Annotated in this window: 14 protein-coding genes, 1 tRNA gene and 1 pseudogene; 6 read left to right on the plus strand and 10 right to left on the minus strand. The window is 55.4% G+C overall.

Annotated elements, in window-relative coordinates; translation table 11 throughout:
* Positions 1 to 118: 118 nt before the first annotated feature.
* Positions 119 to 1,147, plus strand: coding sequence for an AraC family transcriptional regulator GliR (gliR, locus tag H3H51_RS15625; RefSeq protein ID WP_183089996.1), 1,029 nt, complete (start codon positions 119 to 121; stop codon positions 1,145 to 1,147).
* 194 nt (positions 1,148 to 1,341) lie between these two features.
* Here the strand turns inward: gliR and H3H51_RS15630 are convergent, their stop codons facing one another.
* Positions 1,342 to 2,538 carry a molybdopterin molybdotransferase MoeA gene (locus H3H51_RS15630; protein ID WP_183089997.1) on the minus strand — a complete coding sequence of 399 codons (1,197 nt, stop codon included), beginning with the start codon at positions 2,536 to 2,538 and terminating at the stop codon, positions 1,342 to 1,344.
* Positions 2,535 to 3,074, minus strand: a complete 540-nt coding sequence (moaB, locus tag H3H51_RS15635; protein ID WP_183089998.1) for a molybdenum cofactor biosynthesis protein B — start codon at positions 3,072 to 3,074, stop codon at positions 2,535 to 2,537. The genes H3H51_RS15630 and moaB overlap by 4 nt, the downstream gene beginning before the upstream one ends.
* A gap of 65 nt (positions 3,075 to 3,139) precedes the next feature.
* On the opposite strand from moaB, the gene mobA reads away from it, so the two are divergent.
* The 3 genes from mobA (at position 3,140) to H3H51_RS15650 (ending at position 4,215) form a co-directional block, all read left to right on the plus strand.
* Positions 3,140 to 3,742, plus strand: coding sequence for a molybdenum cofactor guanylyltransferase MobA (gene mobA, locus H3H51_RS15640; RefSeq protein ID WP_183089999.1), 603 nt, complete (start codon positions 3,140 to 3,142; stop codon positions 3,740 to 3,742).
* 63 nt (positions 3,743 to 3,805) lie between these two features.
* Complete coding sequence (locus tag H3H51_RS15645; protein WP_183090000.1) at positions 3,806 to 4,027, plus strand: YgdI/YgdR family lipoprotein; 222 nt, start codon at positions 3,806 to 3,808, stop codon at positions 4,025 to 4,027.
* A 111-nt stretch (positions 4,028 to 4,138) separates the two neighbouring features.
* Positions 4,139 to 4,215, plus strand: a tRNA-Pro gene (locus H3H51_RS15650).
* A gap of 127 nt (positions 4,216 to 4,342) precedes the next feature.
* Here H3H51_RS15650 and H3H51_RS15655 read toward each other — a convergent pair.
* The gene (locus H3H51_RS15655; RefSeq protein WP_183090001.1) at positions 4,343 to 5,071 is read right to left on the minus strand and encodes a DUF4198 domain-containing protein; all 729 of its coding nucleotides are present in this window, start codon (positions 5,069 to 5,071) and stop codon (positions 4,343 to 4,345) included.
* Positions 5,072 to 5,088: 17 nt separating this feature from the next.
* A complete protein-coding gene (locus tag H3H51_RS15660; protein WP_183090002.1) occupies positions 5,089 to 7,206 on the minus strand; it encodes a TonB-dependent siderophore receptor in 2,118 nt (705 codons plus the stop codon).
* A gap of 186 nt (positions 7,207 to 7,392) precedes the next feature.
* On the opposite strand from H3H51_RS15660, the gene zigA reads away from it, so the two are divergent.
* On the plus strand, positions 7,393 to 8,598 hold the full coding sequence (gene zigA / locus H3H51_RS15665) for a zinc metallochaperone GTPase ZigA (protein WP_183090228.1): 1,206 nt from the start codon (positions 7,393 to 7,395) through the stop codon (positions 8,596 to 8,598).
* A gap of 215 nt (positions 8,599 to 8,813) precedes the next feature.
* On the opposite strand, the gene H3H51_RS15670 is transcribed toward zigA, so the two are convergent.
* The 4 genes and pseudogenes from H3H51_RS15670 to H3H51_RS21170 all read right to left on the minus strand — a co-directional run.
* Positions 8,814 to 9,446 carry a hypothetical protein gene (locus H3H51_RS15670; protein WP_183090003.1) on the minus strand — a complete coding sequence of 211 codons (633 nt, stop codon included), beginning with the start codon at positions 9,444 to 9,446 and terminating at the stop codon, positions 8,814 to 8,816.
* A gap of 9 nt (positions 9,447 to 9,455) precedes the next feature.
* Complete coding sequence (locus tag H3H51_RS15675) at positions 9,456 to 12,632, minus strand: hypothetical protein (protein WP_183090004.1); 3,177 nt, start codon at positions 12,630 to 12,632, stop codon at positions 9,456 to 9,458.
* Positions 12,632 to 13,906 (minus strand): site-specific integrase, encoded by a 1,275-nt coding sequence (locus tag H3H51_RS15680; protein WP_183090005.1) that lies wholly within the window; start codon positions 13,904 to 13,906, stop codon positions 12,632 to 12,634. Before H3H51_RS15680 ends, H3H51_RS15675 begins: the two co-directional genes overlap by 1 nt.
* Before the next feature lie 442 nt (positions 13,907 to 14,348).
* Positions 14,349 to 14,671: pseudogene (locus H3H51_RS21170) on the minus strand (LysR substrate-binding domain-containing protein); the annotation flags it as partial.
* A gap of 19 nt (positions 14,672 to 14,690) precedes the next feature.
* Here H3H51_RS21170 and H3H51_RS15685 point away from each other — a divergent pair.
* Positions 14,691 to 15,841 (plus strand): IS3 family transposase gene (locus H3H51_RS15685; protein WP_183090006.1). Its coding sequence is split into 2 segments (ribosomal slippage): positions 14,691 to 14,934 and positions 14,934 to 15,841, totalling 1,152 coding nucleotides; the frame shifts between segments, so codons are not numbered across the junction.
* Positions 15,842 to 15,957: 116 nt separating this feature from the next.
* Here H3H51_RS15685 and H3H51_RS15690 read toward each other — a convergent pair.
* Positions 15,958 to 16,641 carry a DsbA family protein gene (locus H3H51_RS15690; protein ID WP_183090007.1) on the minus strand — a complete coding sequence of 228 codons (684 nt, stop codon included), beginning with the start codon at positions 16,639 to 16,641 and terminating at the stop codon, positions 15,958 to 15,960.
* Positions 16,638 to 17,072 carry a disulfide bond formation protein B gene (locus H3H51_RS15695; protein WP_183090008.1) on the minus strand — a complete coding sequence of 145 codons (435 nt, stop codon included), beginning with the start codon at positions 17,070 to 17,072 and terminating at the stop codon, positions 16,638 to 16,640. The genes H3H51_RS15690 and H3H51_RS15695 overlap by 4 nt, the downstream gene beginning before the upstream one ends.
* Positions 17,073 to 17,145 lie beyond the last annotated feature (73 nt).

A 17,145-nucleotide genomic window follows, 5' to 3' on the forward strand; every position in this document is an offset into this window, starting at 1 on the left:
ACCCCACCTATTCCGGTCGACATTAATGGCTGCCTATACTAGCCAGCCGCTGCCACGGGTCACTGTCGGATCAAGACAGCGGCTGTCGCCAATCAAGCCAAGCAGAACAACAAGAACGATGCTCAACCTCGGCTATACCTCCGTCCCCGCCCTGCTCAAGTATCTGCGCCACGCCGAACAGCTCGGCCTGGACTGCGACGCCGCGCTGGCCGCCGCCGGTATCGACCGCGAAACCCTGGCCGACAACGGCAAGCGCATCCCCAGCGAAGTGCACGAGCGTCTGCTCGCCCACCTGGTAGCCGCCACCGGCGATACGCTGTTCGGTCTGCACGCCGCCAGCTTCGTGCAGCCCGGCTCGTGGAGCGTGCTGGGCTACATCACCATGAACTGCGCCACCCTGGGCGAAGCCATGAGCCGCATCGTGCCGTACGAGAAACTGGTCGGCGACATGGGCACCAGCCGTATCGAGCCAGTGGGCGAGCATATTCGCCTGATCTGGAACTGCCGCCACGAAGACCGCGAAATCCGCCGGCACATGGTGGAGAACGTGCTGGCCTCCTGGCTGCTGTACGCACGCTGGATCGCCGATATGGACAAGTCACCCGATGAAGTGTGGTTCGAGCACGCCCAACCGGCAGCCACCCACATGGCCGACTACGAGGCGGTATTCGGCTGCCCGGTGCGCTTCGAGCAGCCGTGCAATGCCTTGCTGGTGCCGCTGGTCTACCTTGGCGTGCCGCTGCGCCAGGCCGACGCCAACCTGCTACGCACCCTGGAAGAACACGCCCTGGCGATGATGGCCGGGATCGACAACGACGAACCGTTGCCGCTGCGGGTAAAGAACGCCCTGCGCTTGCTGCTCAAGGACGGCCTGCCGCGCAAGGAGCGGGTCGCCGAGAAATTCCACATGACGGTGCGCACGCTGCAGCGCCACCTGCAATTGGCCGGCACCAGCTACCAGGAAATCCTCGACCAGCTGCGTCAGGAACTGGCCGAGCACTACCTGCTGCGCAGCGACCTGGCGATCCAGGATATCGCCAGCTACCTGGGCTTCACCGAGTCGCGCTCGTTCCACCGCAGCTTCAAGGCCTGGACCAACATGACCCCCGGCGAATACCGCGAAACCCGCAAGGGCGCACTCGGCTAGTTGAGCCCATAGGGCGGGTGCAACCCGCGCCAGTAGACACGCGGGTTTCACCCGCCCTACTCGCTGCGCGACAGGACAATGCCGCTTTTGTAGGAGCCAGCTTGCTGGCGATCCGTTGCCAACCGGCGCCGTACCAGCATCGCCAGCAAGCTGGCTCCTGCAGGACTGGGTTGAGCTGCGCAGAGCCCAACCTTCTAGTTGAGCAACTCGCTAAGCGGAATGAAGCGCACCGCTTCGCCCTCGACCAGGCTGCGCCCTTCCAGCACCTCCACCAGACCATCGGCCCAGGCCGCGCTGCGCAGCACCCCGGAGCTCTGGTTGGGGTACAACATGGCGCGCCCCTGTTCTAAACGAGCGCGCAGGTATTCGCGCCGTGTTCCCGGTTTGCTCCAGGTGAAGCCGGCCGGCACCTCGACGCTCAGCGGTGCGACATCCACCACGCCCAGGCGGCGCAACAGGTAGGGGCGTGCCAGCAGGCCGAAGGTCACCAGGGTCGAGGCCGGGTTGCCCGGCAAACCGAGCACCGGCACGCCCTGGTAGTGGCCGCAGGTCAGCGGCTTGCCCGGTTTGATCGCTAGCTTCCACAGGGCGACCTCACCGTCTTCATGCAACACCTGGCCAAGAAAATCCGCCTCGCCCACCGACACGCCGCCGGTGGTCAGGATCAGGTCGGCATCGCCGTGCGCCGCCAGGGCGTCGCGGGTGCGCTGCAGGTCATCGGCGAGGATGCCGGCATCGCGCACCTCGCAGCCCAAACGCAACAACCAGGCGCAGAGCAGGCTGCGGTTGCTGTTGAAAATCTGCCCCGGACCCAGCGCCTGGCCCGGCTCGATCAACTCATCACCGGTGGACAGCACCGCCACGCGTGGCCGGCGCCGCACTGCCAGGGCGGCAAACCCGAGGGAGGCCGCCAGCCCCAGCTCTACCGGACCAAGACGGCTGCCGGCGCTCAACACCAACTCGCCCAGGCGGGTTTCCTGGCCCTGGGGACGGACGTTCTGCCCCAGCCGCAGCGGCTCACGGAAACGTACCCGGCCTTCGTCCAGGACCTCCGCGTTCTCCTGCATCTCCACGCAGTCGGCACCCGCCGGCAGCGGCGCGCCGGTGAATATCCGCGCACAGGTACCCGGCTGCAGTGGCTCGGGCGCCTGGCCGGCAAGAATGCGCTGGCTCACCACCAGGGGCTCGCCGCTCCAGTCTTCCAGGCGCAGCGCATAACCATCCATTGCACTGTTCGGCCAGGGCGGCAGGTCCAGCCCGGCAATCAGGTCCGTGGCCAGCACGCGGCCATCGGTCGCCGCCAGTGGCAGGATCTCCTGCTCATCGATCGGCGCCGCATCGGCCAGGGCCAGCAGGCGCTCCTGCGCGGCTTCAAGCGGCAGCAGACTCATCCACGACTCTCGCAGGGAGCCGCCTGCTTGAGGTGCGGGACGAAATTGCAGGGGCGATGACGGTTGTCCAGCTGCTCGCCGAGGATGCCATCCCAGGCGGTGCGGCAAGCGTTGGTCGAGCCGGGCAGGCAGCACACCAGGGTGCCATTGGCCAGACCGGCAAGCGCACGGGACTGGATGGTGGAGGTGCCGATATCGGCAACGGAAATCTGCCGGAACAGCTCGCCAAATCCATCGACCTGCTTGTCCAGCAGGCAGCTCACCGCCTCCGGGGTGCTGTCGCGGGCGGTGAAGCCGGTGCCACCGGTGATCAGCACCACCTGCACCTGATCCTCGGCAATCCAGGTCGCGACCTGGGCACGGATGCGGTACAGGTCGTCCTTGAGCAGCACCCGGGCGGCCAGGTTATGGCCGGCGGCAGTCAGGCGGTCGACGAACAGTTGGCCGGACGTATCGGTGTCCAGATTGCGGGTATCGCTGACGGTGAGAACAGCGATGTTCAGCGGCACAAAAGCCGCCTCGGCCTTGGAGCTCATGGCGTGATCCGGTTGTGGCGAAAACAGGCCGGTGTTATATCACAGGCCCCAGCCAGAGCGCCGTCATGAGCCATTCCGCCCCCCTTCCCGCCTGCTCCATCCTGCTCCTGGCCGGCGGTCGCGGACAGCGCATGGGCGGCCAGGACAAAGGCCTGCTGGAGTGGCGCGGACAACCGCTTATCAGCCACCTGCATGCACTGGCTCGCCCACTCAGCGATGACCTGATCATCTCCTGCAACCGCAATCAGCCGCGCTATACCGCGTACGCCGACCGCCTGGTGGAAGATGCCGAGGCGGACTTCCCCGGCCCGCTGGCCGGCATCCTCGCCGGCCTCGCCGTAGCGCGTCACGATTGGCTGCTGGTGCTGCCCTGCGATGCCCCGTTGCTTGATCTGCCATTGCTGCATGCGATGCGTACGCAAGCGGCCAACCAGCCGGACAAACCGCTGATGCTGCGCCGTGGCGAACAGTGGGAACCGCTGCTCTGCCTGCTGCCACGCACCCTGCACTTGCCTCTGCAACAGGCCTGGCAGCAGGGCGAGCGCAGCCCGCGCCGAGCCTTGCTGCAGCTCGATCCGCAAGCCCTGGACTGCGCCCCCGACGACCCACGCCTGGCCAACCTGAACACTCCGCACTTGCTCGCTGACGCGTCTGTAACAGGCCAGTGACTGAACTTTGACGCAAGGCTCTCGTCAGAAACTGGGTACATCAGACCGAGCAAGGAGACACCCATGACCCAACGGAGCCTGCCACTCACTCTCGCCGCGTTTGGCTTTGTGGCCCTGACAGGTTGTTCGACGCCAAGCGTGATCACCCTCAATGACGGCAGCCAGATCCAGACCGTGGATGCGCCGGAATTTGACGACGCTTCCGGCTTCTATGAGTTCGAGCAACTGGACGGTAAACCGGCACGCATCAACAAGGATCAGGTCATCACCGTCAAAGAGCTCTGAGCCGCGCCAGAGGCGCCTCGCCACACGGATGTGGAGCCCTTCCCCCGGCAAAATTCTTCCCGCTAACCCCTTGTGCAGTAAAACTTTTTCAGTAGAATGCGCGCCATTACTCGGAGCGTAGCGCAGCTTGGTAGCGCGTCTCGTTCGGGACGAGAAGGCCGCTGGTTCGAATCCAGTCGCTCCGACCAAATTCCCGAATCGATCCAGCTACAACGGATCGAAACAAAAAACCGGCCTTGGCCGGTTTTTTCGTTTCTGCCTTTCCCACTCCATCCATTGGCTACAGCGACCGGTCCTGCCGGCCGCCGATGGCACTCACTCGTGGTGCGCACTGCCAACAAAGGTCAGCGAACTGAACAACCCGCGCTCGCTGATATCCGCATCATTCTCGACCGGCACATAAAGCTCAGCGGCAATGATGTTCAGCCCCTCATTGCGCACCATCACCTGCGCCCGCCCTTCACTGTCCGTTTCGGCACTGACGCTATGCGGTGCGCCACGATAATCCCCGATCAGCTTGACGCCCGCCACCGGCTTGCCATCGAGCAGCACGCGGATCGGCAACGGCTTGCCAGGGCCGACCTTGAGCGGGTCGACCTCCGGCACGATGGCCAGCCCCAACACATCCAGGGCCGGCAAGCGGACGCCTTCTCGGTAGATCGCCAGGCTGAATTTATAGGTATGCAGCGAGTGCACCGAAGTCGGTACCTGCGAGCGCCCCTGATTGATCCACTGCTTGTCCGGGGTTTGCGACCAGGCGCCATTGTCCAGAACCACGGCCACTGCGGCCGGCGGCTTGAGTGGTTGCAGGCGGGCATGATCCGCGAGGCGCTGCACGGTGACCGGAATCTGTTTGCCGGCCACATCATAGGCCCAGGCGCTGCTGATCTTTTTCGCGTCGAAAGCATCGTCTTCCGCGCCATGGCCGTAGACGACCTCAATGGCGCCGCGACGCTGTTCCGTCCACAGGCCGTGGGCCTGAACCTGGCCAACGAAGAGCACAGCGCAGAGGCCAAAGGGAGAAATGACTTTATGAAGGGTCATGGAAAACATCCTTGCGATTAGAGACTGAGGGTCAGGCTTAGGCTGATGTTGCGTGGGTCACCGGGCATCACCCAGGTGCTGTTGTAGGCACGCTCGTAGTACTTGCGGTCGAACAGGTTGTTCAGGTTCAGGCCGAGCGTGACCTCGTCACTGGCCCGGTAATGGGCGAGCAGATCGACCGTGCTGTAGGCCGGCAGCTCGAAGTCGCTGCCGGCCTGGCCGGAACGATCACCGACATAATTGGCCGCCGCACCGAAGTCCGAGCCGCGCAAGGCACCCTCCTGGAACTCATACACCGCCAGTACGCTGCCGCTGTGCCGGGCGATGCCGAGCAGGTCGCTGCCATCGGGAATGGCCGCATCGCCCTCGGTGACCTGCGCATCGATATAGGCATAGGCACCGATGATGCGAACGGCATCACTCAGTTGCCCGCTGAACTGCAGGTCCAGCCCCTGGCTGCGCGCCTTGCCAGCCGCGACGCTGTCGCCGTTGGCATCGGTGGTCAGCACGTTTTCCTTGTCGATATGAAACAGCGCGACGGTGCCGCCCAGGCGACCATCGAACAGATCGAGCTTGAGGCCGCTCTCGTAGCCCACGCCCTTCTCCGGCTTGAACACCTGGCCCTGGTTGCCAATGCTGTTGGGCCGGAACGAGGTCGAGGCATTGGCGAACACACCGACCTGCGGGGTCAGCTGGTACAGCAAGCCCGCACGCGGAGTGGCGACATCCTTTTCCTGCTCCAGCCTCAAGCCACTGGCGCGATTCAGGGATGTCTGCTCGAAATGCTCCAGGCGCACGCCTGCCAGGCCACGCAGGCGCTCGGTAAAGGCAATCTGATCCTGCACATTGAGGGCGTAGCTCTCGGTGTGTTCGTGGAAGTCATTCGGCTTGACGATGGCCGGCTTGGGCCGTCCATACACCGGACTGTAGATGTCCTGGCCGTAATCGAGCGAGGTCTCGCTCTGCGGGTATTTCTGGCTGTTGCGGTAGTTCTCGTACTCCAGGCCGAACAAGGTCTGGTGCTGCCAGGCTCCCGTATCGAAGCTGCCATGCAGTTCGGTCTGAGTGATGCTGTCATTCCATTCGAAATTGCGCTGGCGGTAGAAGCGCGTCACCGTCTCGCCGATCAACTGCTGCGGCTCGGAGCTGTCGCCACGCAGTGTGCCCTGGGTGTAGTGATTAGCCAGGCGTAGCCGCCATGCATCGTTCAGGTAGTGTTCAAGCGCGAGATCGAGGGTCTGGTTGGCGTTGCTGATCTCGCCATCGTTGGGCTCGCCCAGGAAAGTGGAGCGCCGGACGGAGCCCAGCTCACCATTGACCGCTGGGATACCGCGATCGAACACCGACTCGGTGTGCGAAAACTCGCTATCGATCAGTAGACGGGTGTCGGAACTGAGCTGCCAGCTGAGCGATGGACTGACGATCTGCCGTCGGTTGCCGACGTAATCGCGGAAGCTGTCGTTGTCCTCCACAGCCAGGTTGACCCTGGAAAGAAGACTGCCGTCATCGCTGAGCGGCGTATTGACGTCGAGGCTACTGCGGTAGCGATCCCAGCTCCCAGTACTCGTCTTCAGCTCACTGAACGCCTGCGCCTGCGGGCGCTTGCTGACGATATTGATCATCCCGCCCGGATCGCCCCGCCCATACAGGCTGGCAGCCGGCCCCTTGAGCACTTCGATACGCTCGATCACCGACGCATCCGGCGCGCTGTAGCTGCCGCGATTCACCGCGAAACCGTTCTTGTACAGCTCACCGGTGGTGAAACCGCGCACGCTGTAATTGAGGAAGGTCAGGCCACCAAAATTGTTCTGCCGGGCCACGCCACCGGCGAAATCCAGGGCACGGTCCAGCCGCGTAGCGTTCAGGTCATCCAGCACCTGAGCGGGTACGACATCGATGCTTTGTGGGATGTCGCGGATATCGCTATCGGTTTTGCTGGCCGTGGCCGAGCGCGTGGCTAGATAGCCTTGCACTGGCCCATCGGCGACTTCCTGTGGATGTTCATCGGTAATGAGGACGGGATCGAGCGTGGTCGTGGCGTCTTCGGCAAAGGCAAAAGAGCCCAGCAATGCGGCGGCAAATGGCGAAAGGCGCTGCAACCGGCGGCTTTTCTGGGATGAGGAGAAGCAAAGCATTCAGGATTCCTTGCGGGCGGGTCATGTCTCAAGCGAGCGACGGCGCTATCGGACATCGAGTAGCGGCTCGGCTTGTTTTTATTGTTATGTTATAACAATATTTAAATCAACAACCCAATCGCTTACGCGCCAGTCCACAGAAGCCTGGACGCAACACCAGAACCGAGAAATAACCGAATGAATGCCATCCCCAAGCGCCTCCCCGTCACCGTGCTCTCTGGATTTCTCGGTGCCGGCAAAAGCACCCTGCTCAACCACGTACTGAAGAATCGCGACGGCCGCCGCGTCGCGGTGATCGTCAACGACATGAGCGAGATCAATATTGATGGCAACGAAGTGCAGCGTGGCGTCAGCCTCAATCGCGCCGAAGAAAAGCTGGTGGAGATGAGCAATGGATGCATCTGCTGCACCTTGCGCGAAGACTTGCTGGAGGAAGTCAGCCGACTGGCCCGCGACGGGCGCTTCGATTACTTATTGATCGAGTCGACGGGTATTTCGGAGCCGCTACCGGTGGCCGAAACCTTCACCTTCCGCGATGAAAAAGGCCAGAGCCTGGCCGACCTGGCGCGTCTAGACACTATGGTCACGGTGGTCGACGGGGTGAACTTCCTGCGCGACTTCCAAGCGGCAGACAGTCTGGCGAGTTACGGAGAAACCCTGGGCGAAGACGATCAGCGCTCGATAACCGACCTGCTGATCGAGCAGGTCGAGTTCGCCGATGTCATTCTGGTCAGCAAGATCGATCTGATCACCTCGACTGAACGCGAAGAACTGATCGCCATCCTGCAGCGCCTCAATACCCACGCTGAAATCCTGCCCATGAGCATGGGCGCCATCGCGCTGGACACGATTCTGGATACCGGCCGCTTCGATTTCGAACGCGCCGCCCAGGCACCTGGCTGGCTCAAGGAAATGCGCGGCGAACAGCTTCCGGAAAGCGAGGAATACGGAATTTCTTCCAGCGTCTATCGTGCGCGCCGCCCGTTTCACCCGCAGCGTTTCCATGCCTTCCTCAATCAGGAGTGGAGCAATGGCAGGCTGCTGCGCTCAAAAGGCTACTTCTGGCTGGCCAGCAAACCGCAAGACGCTGGCAGCTGGTCACAAGCCGGCGGGCTGATGCGTCACGGCTTTGCCGGACGCTGGTGGCGGCATGTACCGCAGGACCAGTGGCCCGAAGACGACGAAAGCCAACAGGCGATCTTGAAAAACTGGACAGCAGAGAGCGGGGATTGCCGACAGGAGCTGGTTTTCATTGGGCAGAACATTGATTACCAGGGCCTCAGCCATGAGCTGGATAATTGCCTGCTGAACGACGATGAACTCGCTCTCGGCCCCGACGCCTGGCGCCGCCTGCCCGACCCGTTCGGTCCTTGGCAGGAGCTGATGAGCTGATAGCAGCCGCGAAGAAAATGTTTAGACAGCCCACCTGCTTGTCTTTCAGCAATGCGGGCAATAGCTGCAGATTGTGTTGGTGTCCCAGAGAGGGGTCGAACCGTTAGGCAGTCACCGCCCGGCAGAAACAACCCTAAACATATGAAATATATTAATATTTTAATATGCAGTAACTGCATATAGCGCGAAGGTGACCCGTCCACTACTGAGATGAATCACTCAGGAGGCCTAGTTCTCAGGTAATTAAGGTAAGGAGACAGATCGGCGGTTGAGACCGCCACACGACGGGCCCTCCCAACATAGAGCAATTCATGGTTGGAGCTATCAAATCTGAATGAATTTGTCGCTAGGGCAGCATCCAACAGTAACCTGACAACCCTTGCCATTGGGGCAATAATAATACTTGCATCTACTGCATTACAATTAGCCCTCTCATAGAGAGAGCTCTTCTGAGAAAGTGCCTTCAACTCTGAATCCTTCCTGCACAACTTATCCTTTAAATTCAGGTTTTCAGCTTTTAACGCCATGATTAAATGGTTGGCCACGGGATCAGAGGAGTTATATTTATCTTGCTGTCCTTTATACTGAAGATCACTATAGATAAAAGCGTCAAGCAAAAGGCGATAGCCGCCGGTTCTTCGCAGCAAAGTACTTGGATTTAGTTGAGATTTATCTTCGACCCTACACTCCTTTTCCGCAACAATTTCAGCAACAGAATTTGCCAATTCAGTTATAGAATCAAATTTCGCCTTGTGTTTGCGCAAGAAATCCAAAGCATCAATCACCAAGGCACGCCGTTCTAGAACTCTATGCTGCTGCCAGCTTGAAAAATTGTTTCTATTCCCCATAAACCCTCCTTAAACCTTCCCCCCTTTCTTAGCCTCAGAAAGAAGCTCAACCAACTTATCACTCAAGATTCCTCGCTCCTTAACAATTGATTTAATCATACCCAGCATTGAGATTTGGCCGAAAGAATGCGTAGACTTGCCCCCAAGCATAGATGAGTTATTAGATAAGACAGAATTGGTGAACGACTCTATATCAGCCCTAACAACATCATTTTGCAACGATGGGAACTGAGACGCCAGGTACATCCTTGAAAGTAGATACTCACCGCTTGCCGCATCAAGCTCTATATAAAATAGCTCCTTAGACAAAATATCGGGGCGAACTGTTATGAAATCCTTACCAGAGGCCGAGATATCTCTCCAATTACTTTGAAGCTGCTCCGCCCTCCAACGCCAGCCAATAATTTGATGGGCAACTATTTTTAATCGATCATCGATTTCAGCAAGGCGGCCGTCGTCCACACTCACATCAAGAGAATCAGCAAAATCATGAAGCGAAAGTATCTCCCTTTCGAAAGAATATATTTTAAATTCGATTGCCTCCAAGTGATCAATACTTGAAACCGCCCATGTGCACGTACCACACCTAAAACCAAACAGACAGTTATTGTTTCTAGTACAGATATGAGTCGGATGGTGCGCCAAACCAGCGTGATTCTTCAACCTAATCTGGTCTATACCGCTAGGCTTATCAGTGCTTCCAAAAGCGTAGCTTACACATCCAAACTCAACAACAGCCATATCAGGAGACTTATCAAGTGCTCGCCGCAATGAGGACCCCAAACTGTTGGCATGCACTGCTTCACCCGACCATAAAAGAGCAGTGGCCTCGTTAATGCTTTTTAGTTCCTCAGCATTACGACTCAGAGTAGACTTATCATAATACGCCGCGACCCGCCTAGTTTGCCCTGTCTTATATTTACCCACGACATCATGCGAGATAAATTTACATAAATTAGTAACCACAGATACTCGACATGAGTGCGGTGTAAGCTTAAAGGCCAGCACTACCTTACAGAACTCACCATCCGGCCCATTAAAAACTTCCACATCCAATGGATTAATCAACCCAAAGAAGGAAAAACCCTTAGGAACAATTTTATAAAAATTACACGAGATCAAATTCGCTCTCAGAAATCTTTGAAGCGCCACTAGAAAGCAATCAAACCCACTACAGTAGTAATTATCACCATACGGCTTACCGGTCTGTATGTCATATGAAAATAGCGGCAAGAATTTCCCAAACTTAGAGTGCTCTCTACCCTCGCAAAATAATTCCCGACGGAATGACTCAGCACAAACCAAAGATCTAACTTCCAACTGATAACGTAAAGCTGTAATAGTTCTACCTGAAACATAGGCTGGAGCGGGATACATCTCAACCTTGTCGACCTTCAAATCCACCTCATAGACCTTATCCAGATCAATCTCAGATCCAGCTAATTTAGCCACACAATCTGCGGCCAACCATTGAGTACTCTGATTTCTTTTTCCACCATCTAACTCAAATATCAAATGAACGATTCTATGAGGCGCCAAAATAGTCCGATACTTATCTTTAGCTATCGGAACTCTCCAGAGGCATATCAAACCAAAAGGCAACTCATCAACGTCATATTTTTTTCCTGAGCATTGGAACACCGAATCCCAACCCAGACTCTTTGCCTGTCTATACAGGTCACCCCACTCTTTCAACTCCCCCTGAAAGCTAAAAATAGCTTTATTTATTGTAATTACAGCACCTAAAAGGCAGTACAGGTAATTCAAAGCAAGAGCATGCTCCTGATAAGACAGTTCAATTTTCTCTGTTTTATACCGGGACTCTAGTTTCGGGAGGTCATATTTGGAAATCTGAGTAGCAACGAGCCCATCTTGCCCGCTGATGTACTTTAAACTTAACCATTCAAAAAAATTCTTAATTTGCAGCATTGCGCGATACTTTGCGTTCACACTCAGCATAGCCGTAAAGAAATCATCTAAAGGCATCGGCCCGTTAGCTTTTCTGTACACAGGGCAGCAGTAATCTACAAAAAACAAAGAGGGGGTATGGGGAAATTTATAGCCATTCTTATCTTGAGCGCCTTCAAACCAAGCAGGAAGATAGACCGACAAATACAAATTCAAATAGCCAAAGCCATACTGAGAAGTCTTCCTATTTTCATAATTAATACTTAACACATAGTAAAGCTCGTACATTATCCAGGCATCAATTTTTTGAAGCGCCCATCCTGGCATCCCTTTCTCACTGACATAAGAAGGAAAGAGATGAGACTTAATGCAACGACTGCAAAACTCTATAATTGACTCATCCCACCCTATGGCTCCCAAGCCACCAATCTCGATACAGATTTTTTCACCTTCAGAATGTTCAATTTCCTGTTGCCGCCATTTCCTCTTAAGCCCCGCCATAGACTCTTCAAACATTTCTTGATTGAAAGAAATTCTCTCCCAGTATCTTTTTAAGGCAAACGGGACAATCGTAGAGATCGGCAATTCAGCTGCAGCTCCAATCTCACGATAGTAAAACGCCTCATATGCCTCTAAAAGAAGATCTAGCGATACCGACTCAGGCCCTATAAAGCCAGTGATCCAACACAGTTTGGTTCCATACTGGGCCACTCTCTCTCTAACCTTTCTATCAATGCCTCCCCAAAACCTCTCATCACCGTGCACCTTGTGCCTAGCCGAAATAAAAAACCTTACCATTTCTGGATATAGTTCGATTCCAAAGTCAGTAAACTCATTTTTAGATATCTTAATCCTCAAGGCTCTAAAGTTCGCTGGGAGCAAGATCATTCGCTGGCCAAACAGCAAAACCAGAACTAACCATAACCCCCTCCTGAGCGAAATCTCTCCGCTCCGCCTATAGTTAATCCACTGCTCACCAAGCAAACCCTTGAGCAACTCGGCCTCACTCAAACTCTTTTCACAATTTGCATAGTTAAATGCAGAAACTAGCCATGCATAATTAAAAGGGCCGCACACATGTGAATCACCCATGAAAAATAGACGTTTAAAGTCTGCCGCCCCTGTACCTTTATACTCCCTAGCAGTTATGCCTTTAAATTCACCAAGCTCGTATTTTTCATCAAGATACCTTCCAACTTCACTGAGACAGCCCCGGACACCAGCATCCAATACCTGATCACTGACTAAGGAGATTGGAGTTCTGCCCAGATTAATCATTATTGACCTTTTATTTTCATAGAAATCTCAAGCAACCCTTTATGATTATATTTTTCAGTGCTATCTACATTAACGTGTCCAACCATCTCCCTCGCCACGTCAACTCCAGCACCTAGATTTTCGCCATAGCCAACCTCATTACAAATATACGAAACATAACTGTGTCGAGTAGAGTGCAGCCATACCCTTCCCGCAACCCCACCCATTCGCCTTTTAAAATCCCTCTCTATATTGGACCAGTTCTCCGAGAGACATAGAGGCCTCCCCTTTAATCGGCCTCGCGTAGAACGAAACACAAACCTATGAGTTATATATTCACACCAATCATCCATTACAGGCATATACTTTGCTGAATGAAGAAGCTTTTCATATTCAGCCCAGAATATACTTGCATAAGGCTCCAGTAAATTTGCTAATGGAGTGAGCCTCCCCTTATATGAAAGCCCTCTCACATCGTGTGGCAGAATCCCCATTTCATAATATACACACCTTCGTAATCTTGGATTTCTGAAATACACATTTTTTTTCTCTAAATCCAAGTCATCAGTTAGCAACTGTAGTGCTTCTGATATACGACATCCTGACGCCAAGATAAGTGCGTATAGACATCTATCCCTTAAGTTGCTCATTTTTTCAATTTCGACTTCAAACTCAAGATAGCCCGGAAGGCTATCTATCTCATATCTTTGAGTCTTAACCCCATTTAAGTAACTTGGCAGATTACTCGCAGCACTCGAATTTACCCCCCTAGATACCGAGCCAGCAAAATAACTCTGCTCATTAATTCTTTTGCGGAAACTAAGCCCCAATGCCTTTTTGACAATCGCTTCCCCACCAGGAATAACATCCGGACAACCGATAGGTACCTCTACATCTTCCCCAGTTTTTTGCATCTCTGAAAAATATCTAGTCAGTGCGGCTTTATGAATCAAAATACTCGCATTAGATGCAGGCTTTATCTTAAGTACAGCTGACAACTTACGAACCTGCTCAATATTTGAATACTCTCCAGCTATTAAGCACCTAAAAAACATAGCCAACAACGTTTCCGCCCCCCAGCCTGAGCCGACCGAAGCACGCGCCTCTATTAGGTAATCTATATAGCCAGACACACTTCTACAGTATGTTTTGACGGTACTATCTGAGCAGCCCAAAGACAGCAAGCGATTGGCAAACAGCCTCAATGACGGCACCTCCAACTCCGAATCGGAATATGAAAGACCCCAAGTATATTCATCGCCACTAACAATCTTACGCACCACGACATTCTTCATGTCACACCTCTTATAGAGTGTAATTCTGTGTAGGCCATGATTGTATGAAGGTCAAACATGTGAGAGCACCACACCTACTTATGCCAAAGGAGAATTAACAAATCCCAGGTAACTTCAGTTTGGAATAGACGCAGCAAGTCTGTAATACATTAGCGTTTTAAAAATTGACTGACGGCGGTGCTAATCGGCGCTGAGGATACAGATCTCTGGCAGTTTTGATAGGAACTTAGTAGCGATTTTGCATGCAAATTATTATCTGTTTGCTTAGCTGTTTTAGGCTCTGAGATCGTAGATTGATCAATGCCGTATATAAAGAGTGGCTGCAATAAGGCAGTATCCACGATGAGAAAAGCCAGGCACTGCCTGGCTTTTCTCTTTAGAGGTTTGCCTCTGCGTGCGCCTTATTTTGCGCCAAAGGCGGACCTTTCTGAGTCAACTTTCTTTAACCGTTATCAATTTTCTCACGCAATAATTCAATAAATCGCTGGGGCTTAGCGGGCAGTAGCGGCGTCTCAGTATGGGCATACACCGAGACCGGCGAAGCCTGCCCTCAGGCAAGACTTAGCACAGTTCTCCATTGGCAACTGCCTGAGCGGCAATGCCCTCCGGCAACAAGGCGATACCTAGATCCAATGTCGCCATGCGCCGAATCATCCCAACGCTGTTGAGCTCAAAGCGCCCACCCACCTCAACTTCCTCCCGCCCTAGCTCGCTCGACAGTTTGAATAGCCCCGGATTCCCTAGAGACCTCCAAGCCTCATAATGAGGCCCACTAGGAGGTGCCATGAGCAACCAGCGTTTCCCCGAAGAGTTCAAGATCGAAGCGGTCAGGCAAGTAACCGAACGCGGCCTGCCTGTTGCCGATGTAGCGGCCCGGTTGGGCATGTCTGCGCACAGCCTGTATGCATGGATCAAGCGCTACAGCAAGCCAGAAGCCCAGCGTAAGCAAGAAGACGATCAGCAGGCGGAGCTGCGTCGTCTGCGGGCTGAACTCAAGCGGGTGACCGAAGAGCGAGACATCCTAAAAAAGGCCGCCGCGTACTTTGCCAGGGAGTCCGGCTGAGGTACGCCTTCATCCGCCAATTGGCGGCAAGTTACTCGATTCAACGCCTCTGCCAGGTTCTGAAAGTACATCCCAGCGGTTACTACGCGTGGCTGGCTGAGCCCAAGTCGGCACGGGCCAAGGATGATCAGCGCCTGCTGGGTTTGATCAAACATTCCTGGCTGGAGAGCGGTGGGGTTTATGGCTATCGCAAGATCCATGCAGATCTGCGCGAACTAGGTGAGTGCTGTGGGCGTCATCGCGTGGCTAGGCTGATGCGTGCGGAAGGACTGCGTTCACAAACAGGCTATCGTCGTCGCCCTGGTCGATATGGCGGCAAGCCGCCAACACCTGCGCCGAATCGGCTGGAGCGCCAGTTCAACGTCAGCGAGCCAAACAAGGTCTGGGTCACCGACATCACCTATATCCGCACCTACGAAGGTTGGCTGTATTTGGCGGTGGTACTCGACCTGTTCTCTCGACAGGTCATTGGTTGGTCGATGAAACCTCGCATGAGCAGCGACCTAGCCATTGATGCACTGCTGATGGCCGTCTGGCGACGAAAGCCGAAGCAGGAAGTGATGATTCACTCTGACCAGGGTAGTCAGTTCAGTAGTTCGGATTGGCAGAGCTTTCTCAAGGCCAACAACTTGGTCGGTAGCATGAGTCGCCGTGGCAACTGCCACGACAATGCGGTTGCCGAAAGCTTCTTCCAGCTGCTCAAGCGTGAGCGGATCAAGCGCAGGATTTACGGCAATCGAGATGAGGCACGACGCGATGTGTTTGATTACATCGAGTTGTTTTACAACCCCAAGCGGCGACATGGTTTCGCCGAGAAGCTGTCGCCGGTAGAGTTCGAGCGACGTTATTTTCTGAGGCAGGACGGTCTCTAGAAAAGCCGGGGCTATTCACAAAGCCCGGGAAATAGCGAGCGCTTACCCCCATCAAGACACCAATTAGGGTCGCGACCAGAGGCGGTGGAATCCGATTCTCCAGAGCCCCCATGGTCTCAGTCCCTGGCCTTGGCGACTTCGCTACCCACTAACTGGCGTAGTGGCTCTGGGCCAAACTTATCCAGCGGGCGACCGTTGACGAAGAAGGTCGGGGTGCCTTGAACTCCCACCGCTTTGACGTCCTGCATGTCCATCTTCAGTACGGCATCGACGCCGGGTGCGTGCATGTCTGCGCGAGCTTTCTCTACGTCCAGCCCGACCCGCTCTGCAGCAACCCATGCCTCTTGGGCCTTGGGATCGTCGTGCCAGCCCGGCTGGGCTTCGAGAACGGCCTCCAGCACCTGCTGATACAAATTCTGTTTGCGCGATGCTTCTAGCAGGCGTGCCACCTCCTCAGAACCCTGGTGGAACAGCACATAGCGCAGCACCAGGCGCACGTCAGCAGGGTTCTCGGCGAGGATCTTCTTCACATGCGGGTAAAAGGCCCGGCATGCTTCGCACGACGGATCGAAGAACTCGACGATGGTTACTGGGGCTTTCGCCGGGCCGAATACCGGAGAGTGGAAACGGACCAGATTACTGCTGTCCGAGGTGGCTTCCATTGCGGCCTGTGACGATACGCTCGCTTGAGGCTGCTGAGATGTCTGTGGTGACTTCGAGGGTGCATACAGGTATGCGGCGGCAGCGAAGGCAGCCAGGATCACCACGCTGATGATCAGGACCAGGGGACGGCGATTCATTCGATGGTTCTCCGACGGATGATGATGAGTAGCGCGGCAATCAGGATGAAGGCAAGCAAGGCCAGCACTGGCAAAGGCACGCTGCCGAAAATGGTCATACCGGCTCCCGAGCAGGACGGACCGGTGGCCGTGCACGGCTGGATAGGTTGAGGAATCAGCCCCGCATAGAGCAGCGTGTGGGCTAATGCCAACACCGCGCCGATGGCGGATAACGGCAAGGCATAGCGCCAGATGGCGAAGTCAGATCGATAGCAGGCGATAGCCAGAATTATCGCCAGCGGGAACATGAAGGCACGCTGGAACCAGCACAGAACACAGGGAGCCTGTCCCATCACTTCGCCGATGAACAGCGCGGAGAGGGTCGATACCAGAGCAACCAGCCAAGCGATCAGCAGCAGATTCCAGCTATCGGGGGAAGATTTAAGGCTCATTGCGACTCGCCCAAAGGGGTGGTGGGAGCTGCAACCAGTAGCAGAGCAGCCTCGTAGAATGGAAGGTGTCGCG

It is taken from the genome of Aquipseudomonas ullengensis (genome assembly GCF_014174475.1).
Taxonomy (GTDB): domain Bacteria; phylum Pseudomonadota; class Gammaproteobacteria; order Pseudomonadales; family Pseudomonadaceae; genus Aquipseudomonas; species Aquipseudomonas ullengensis.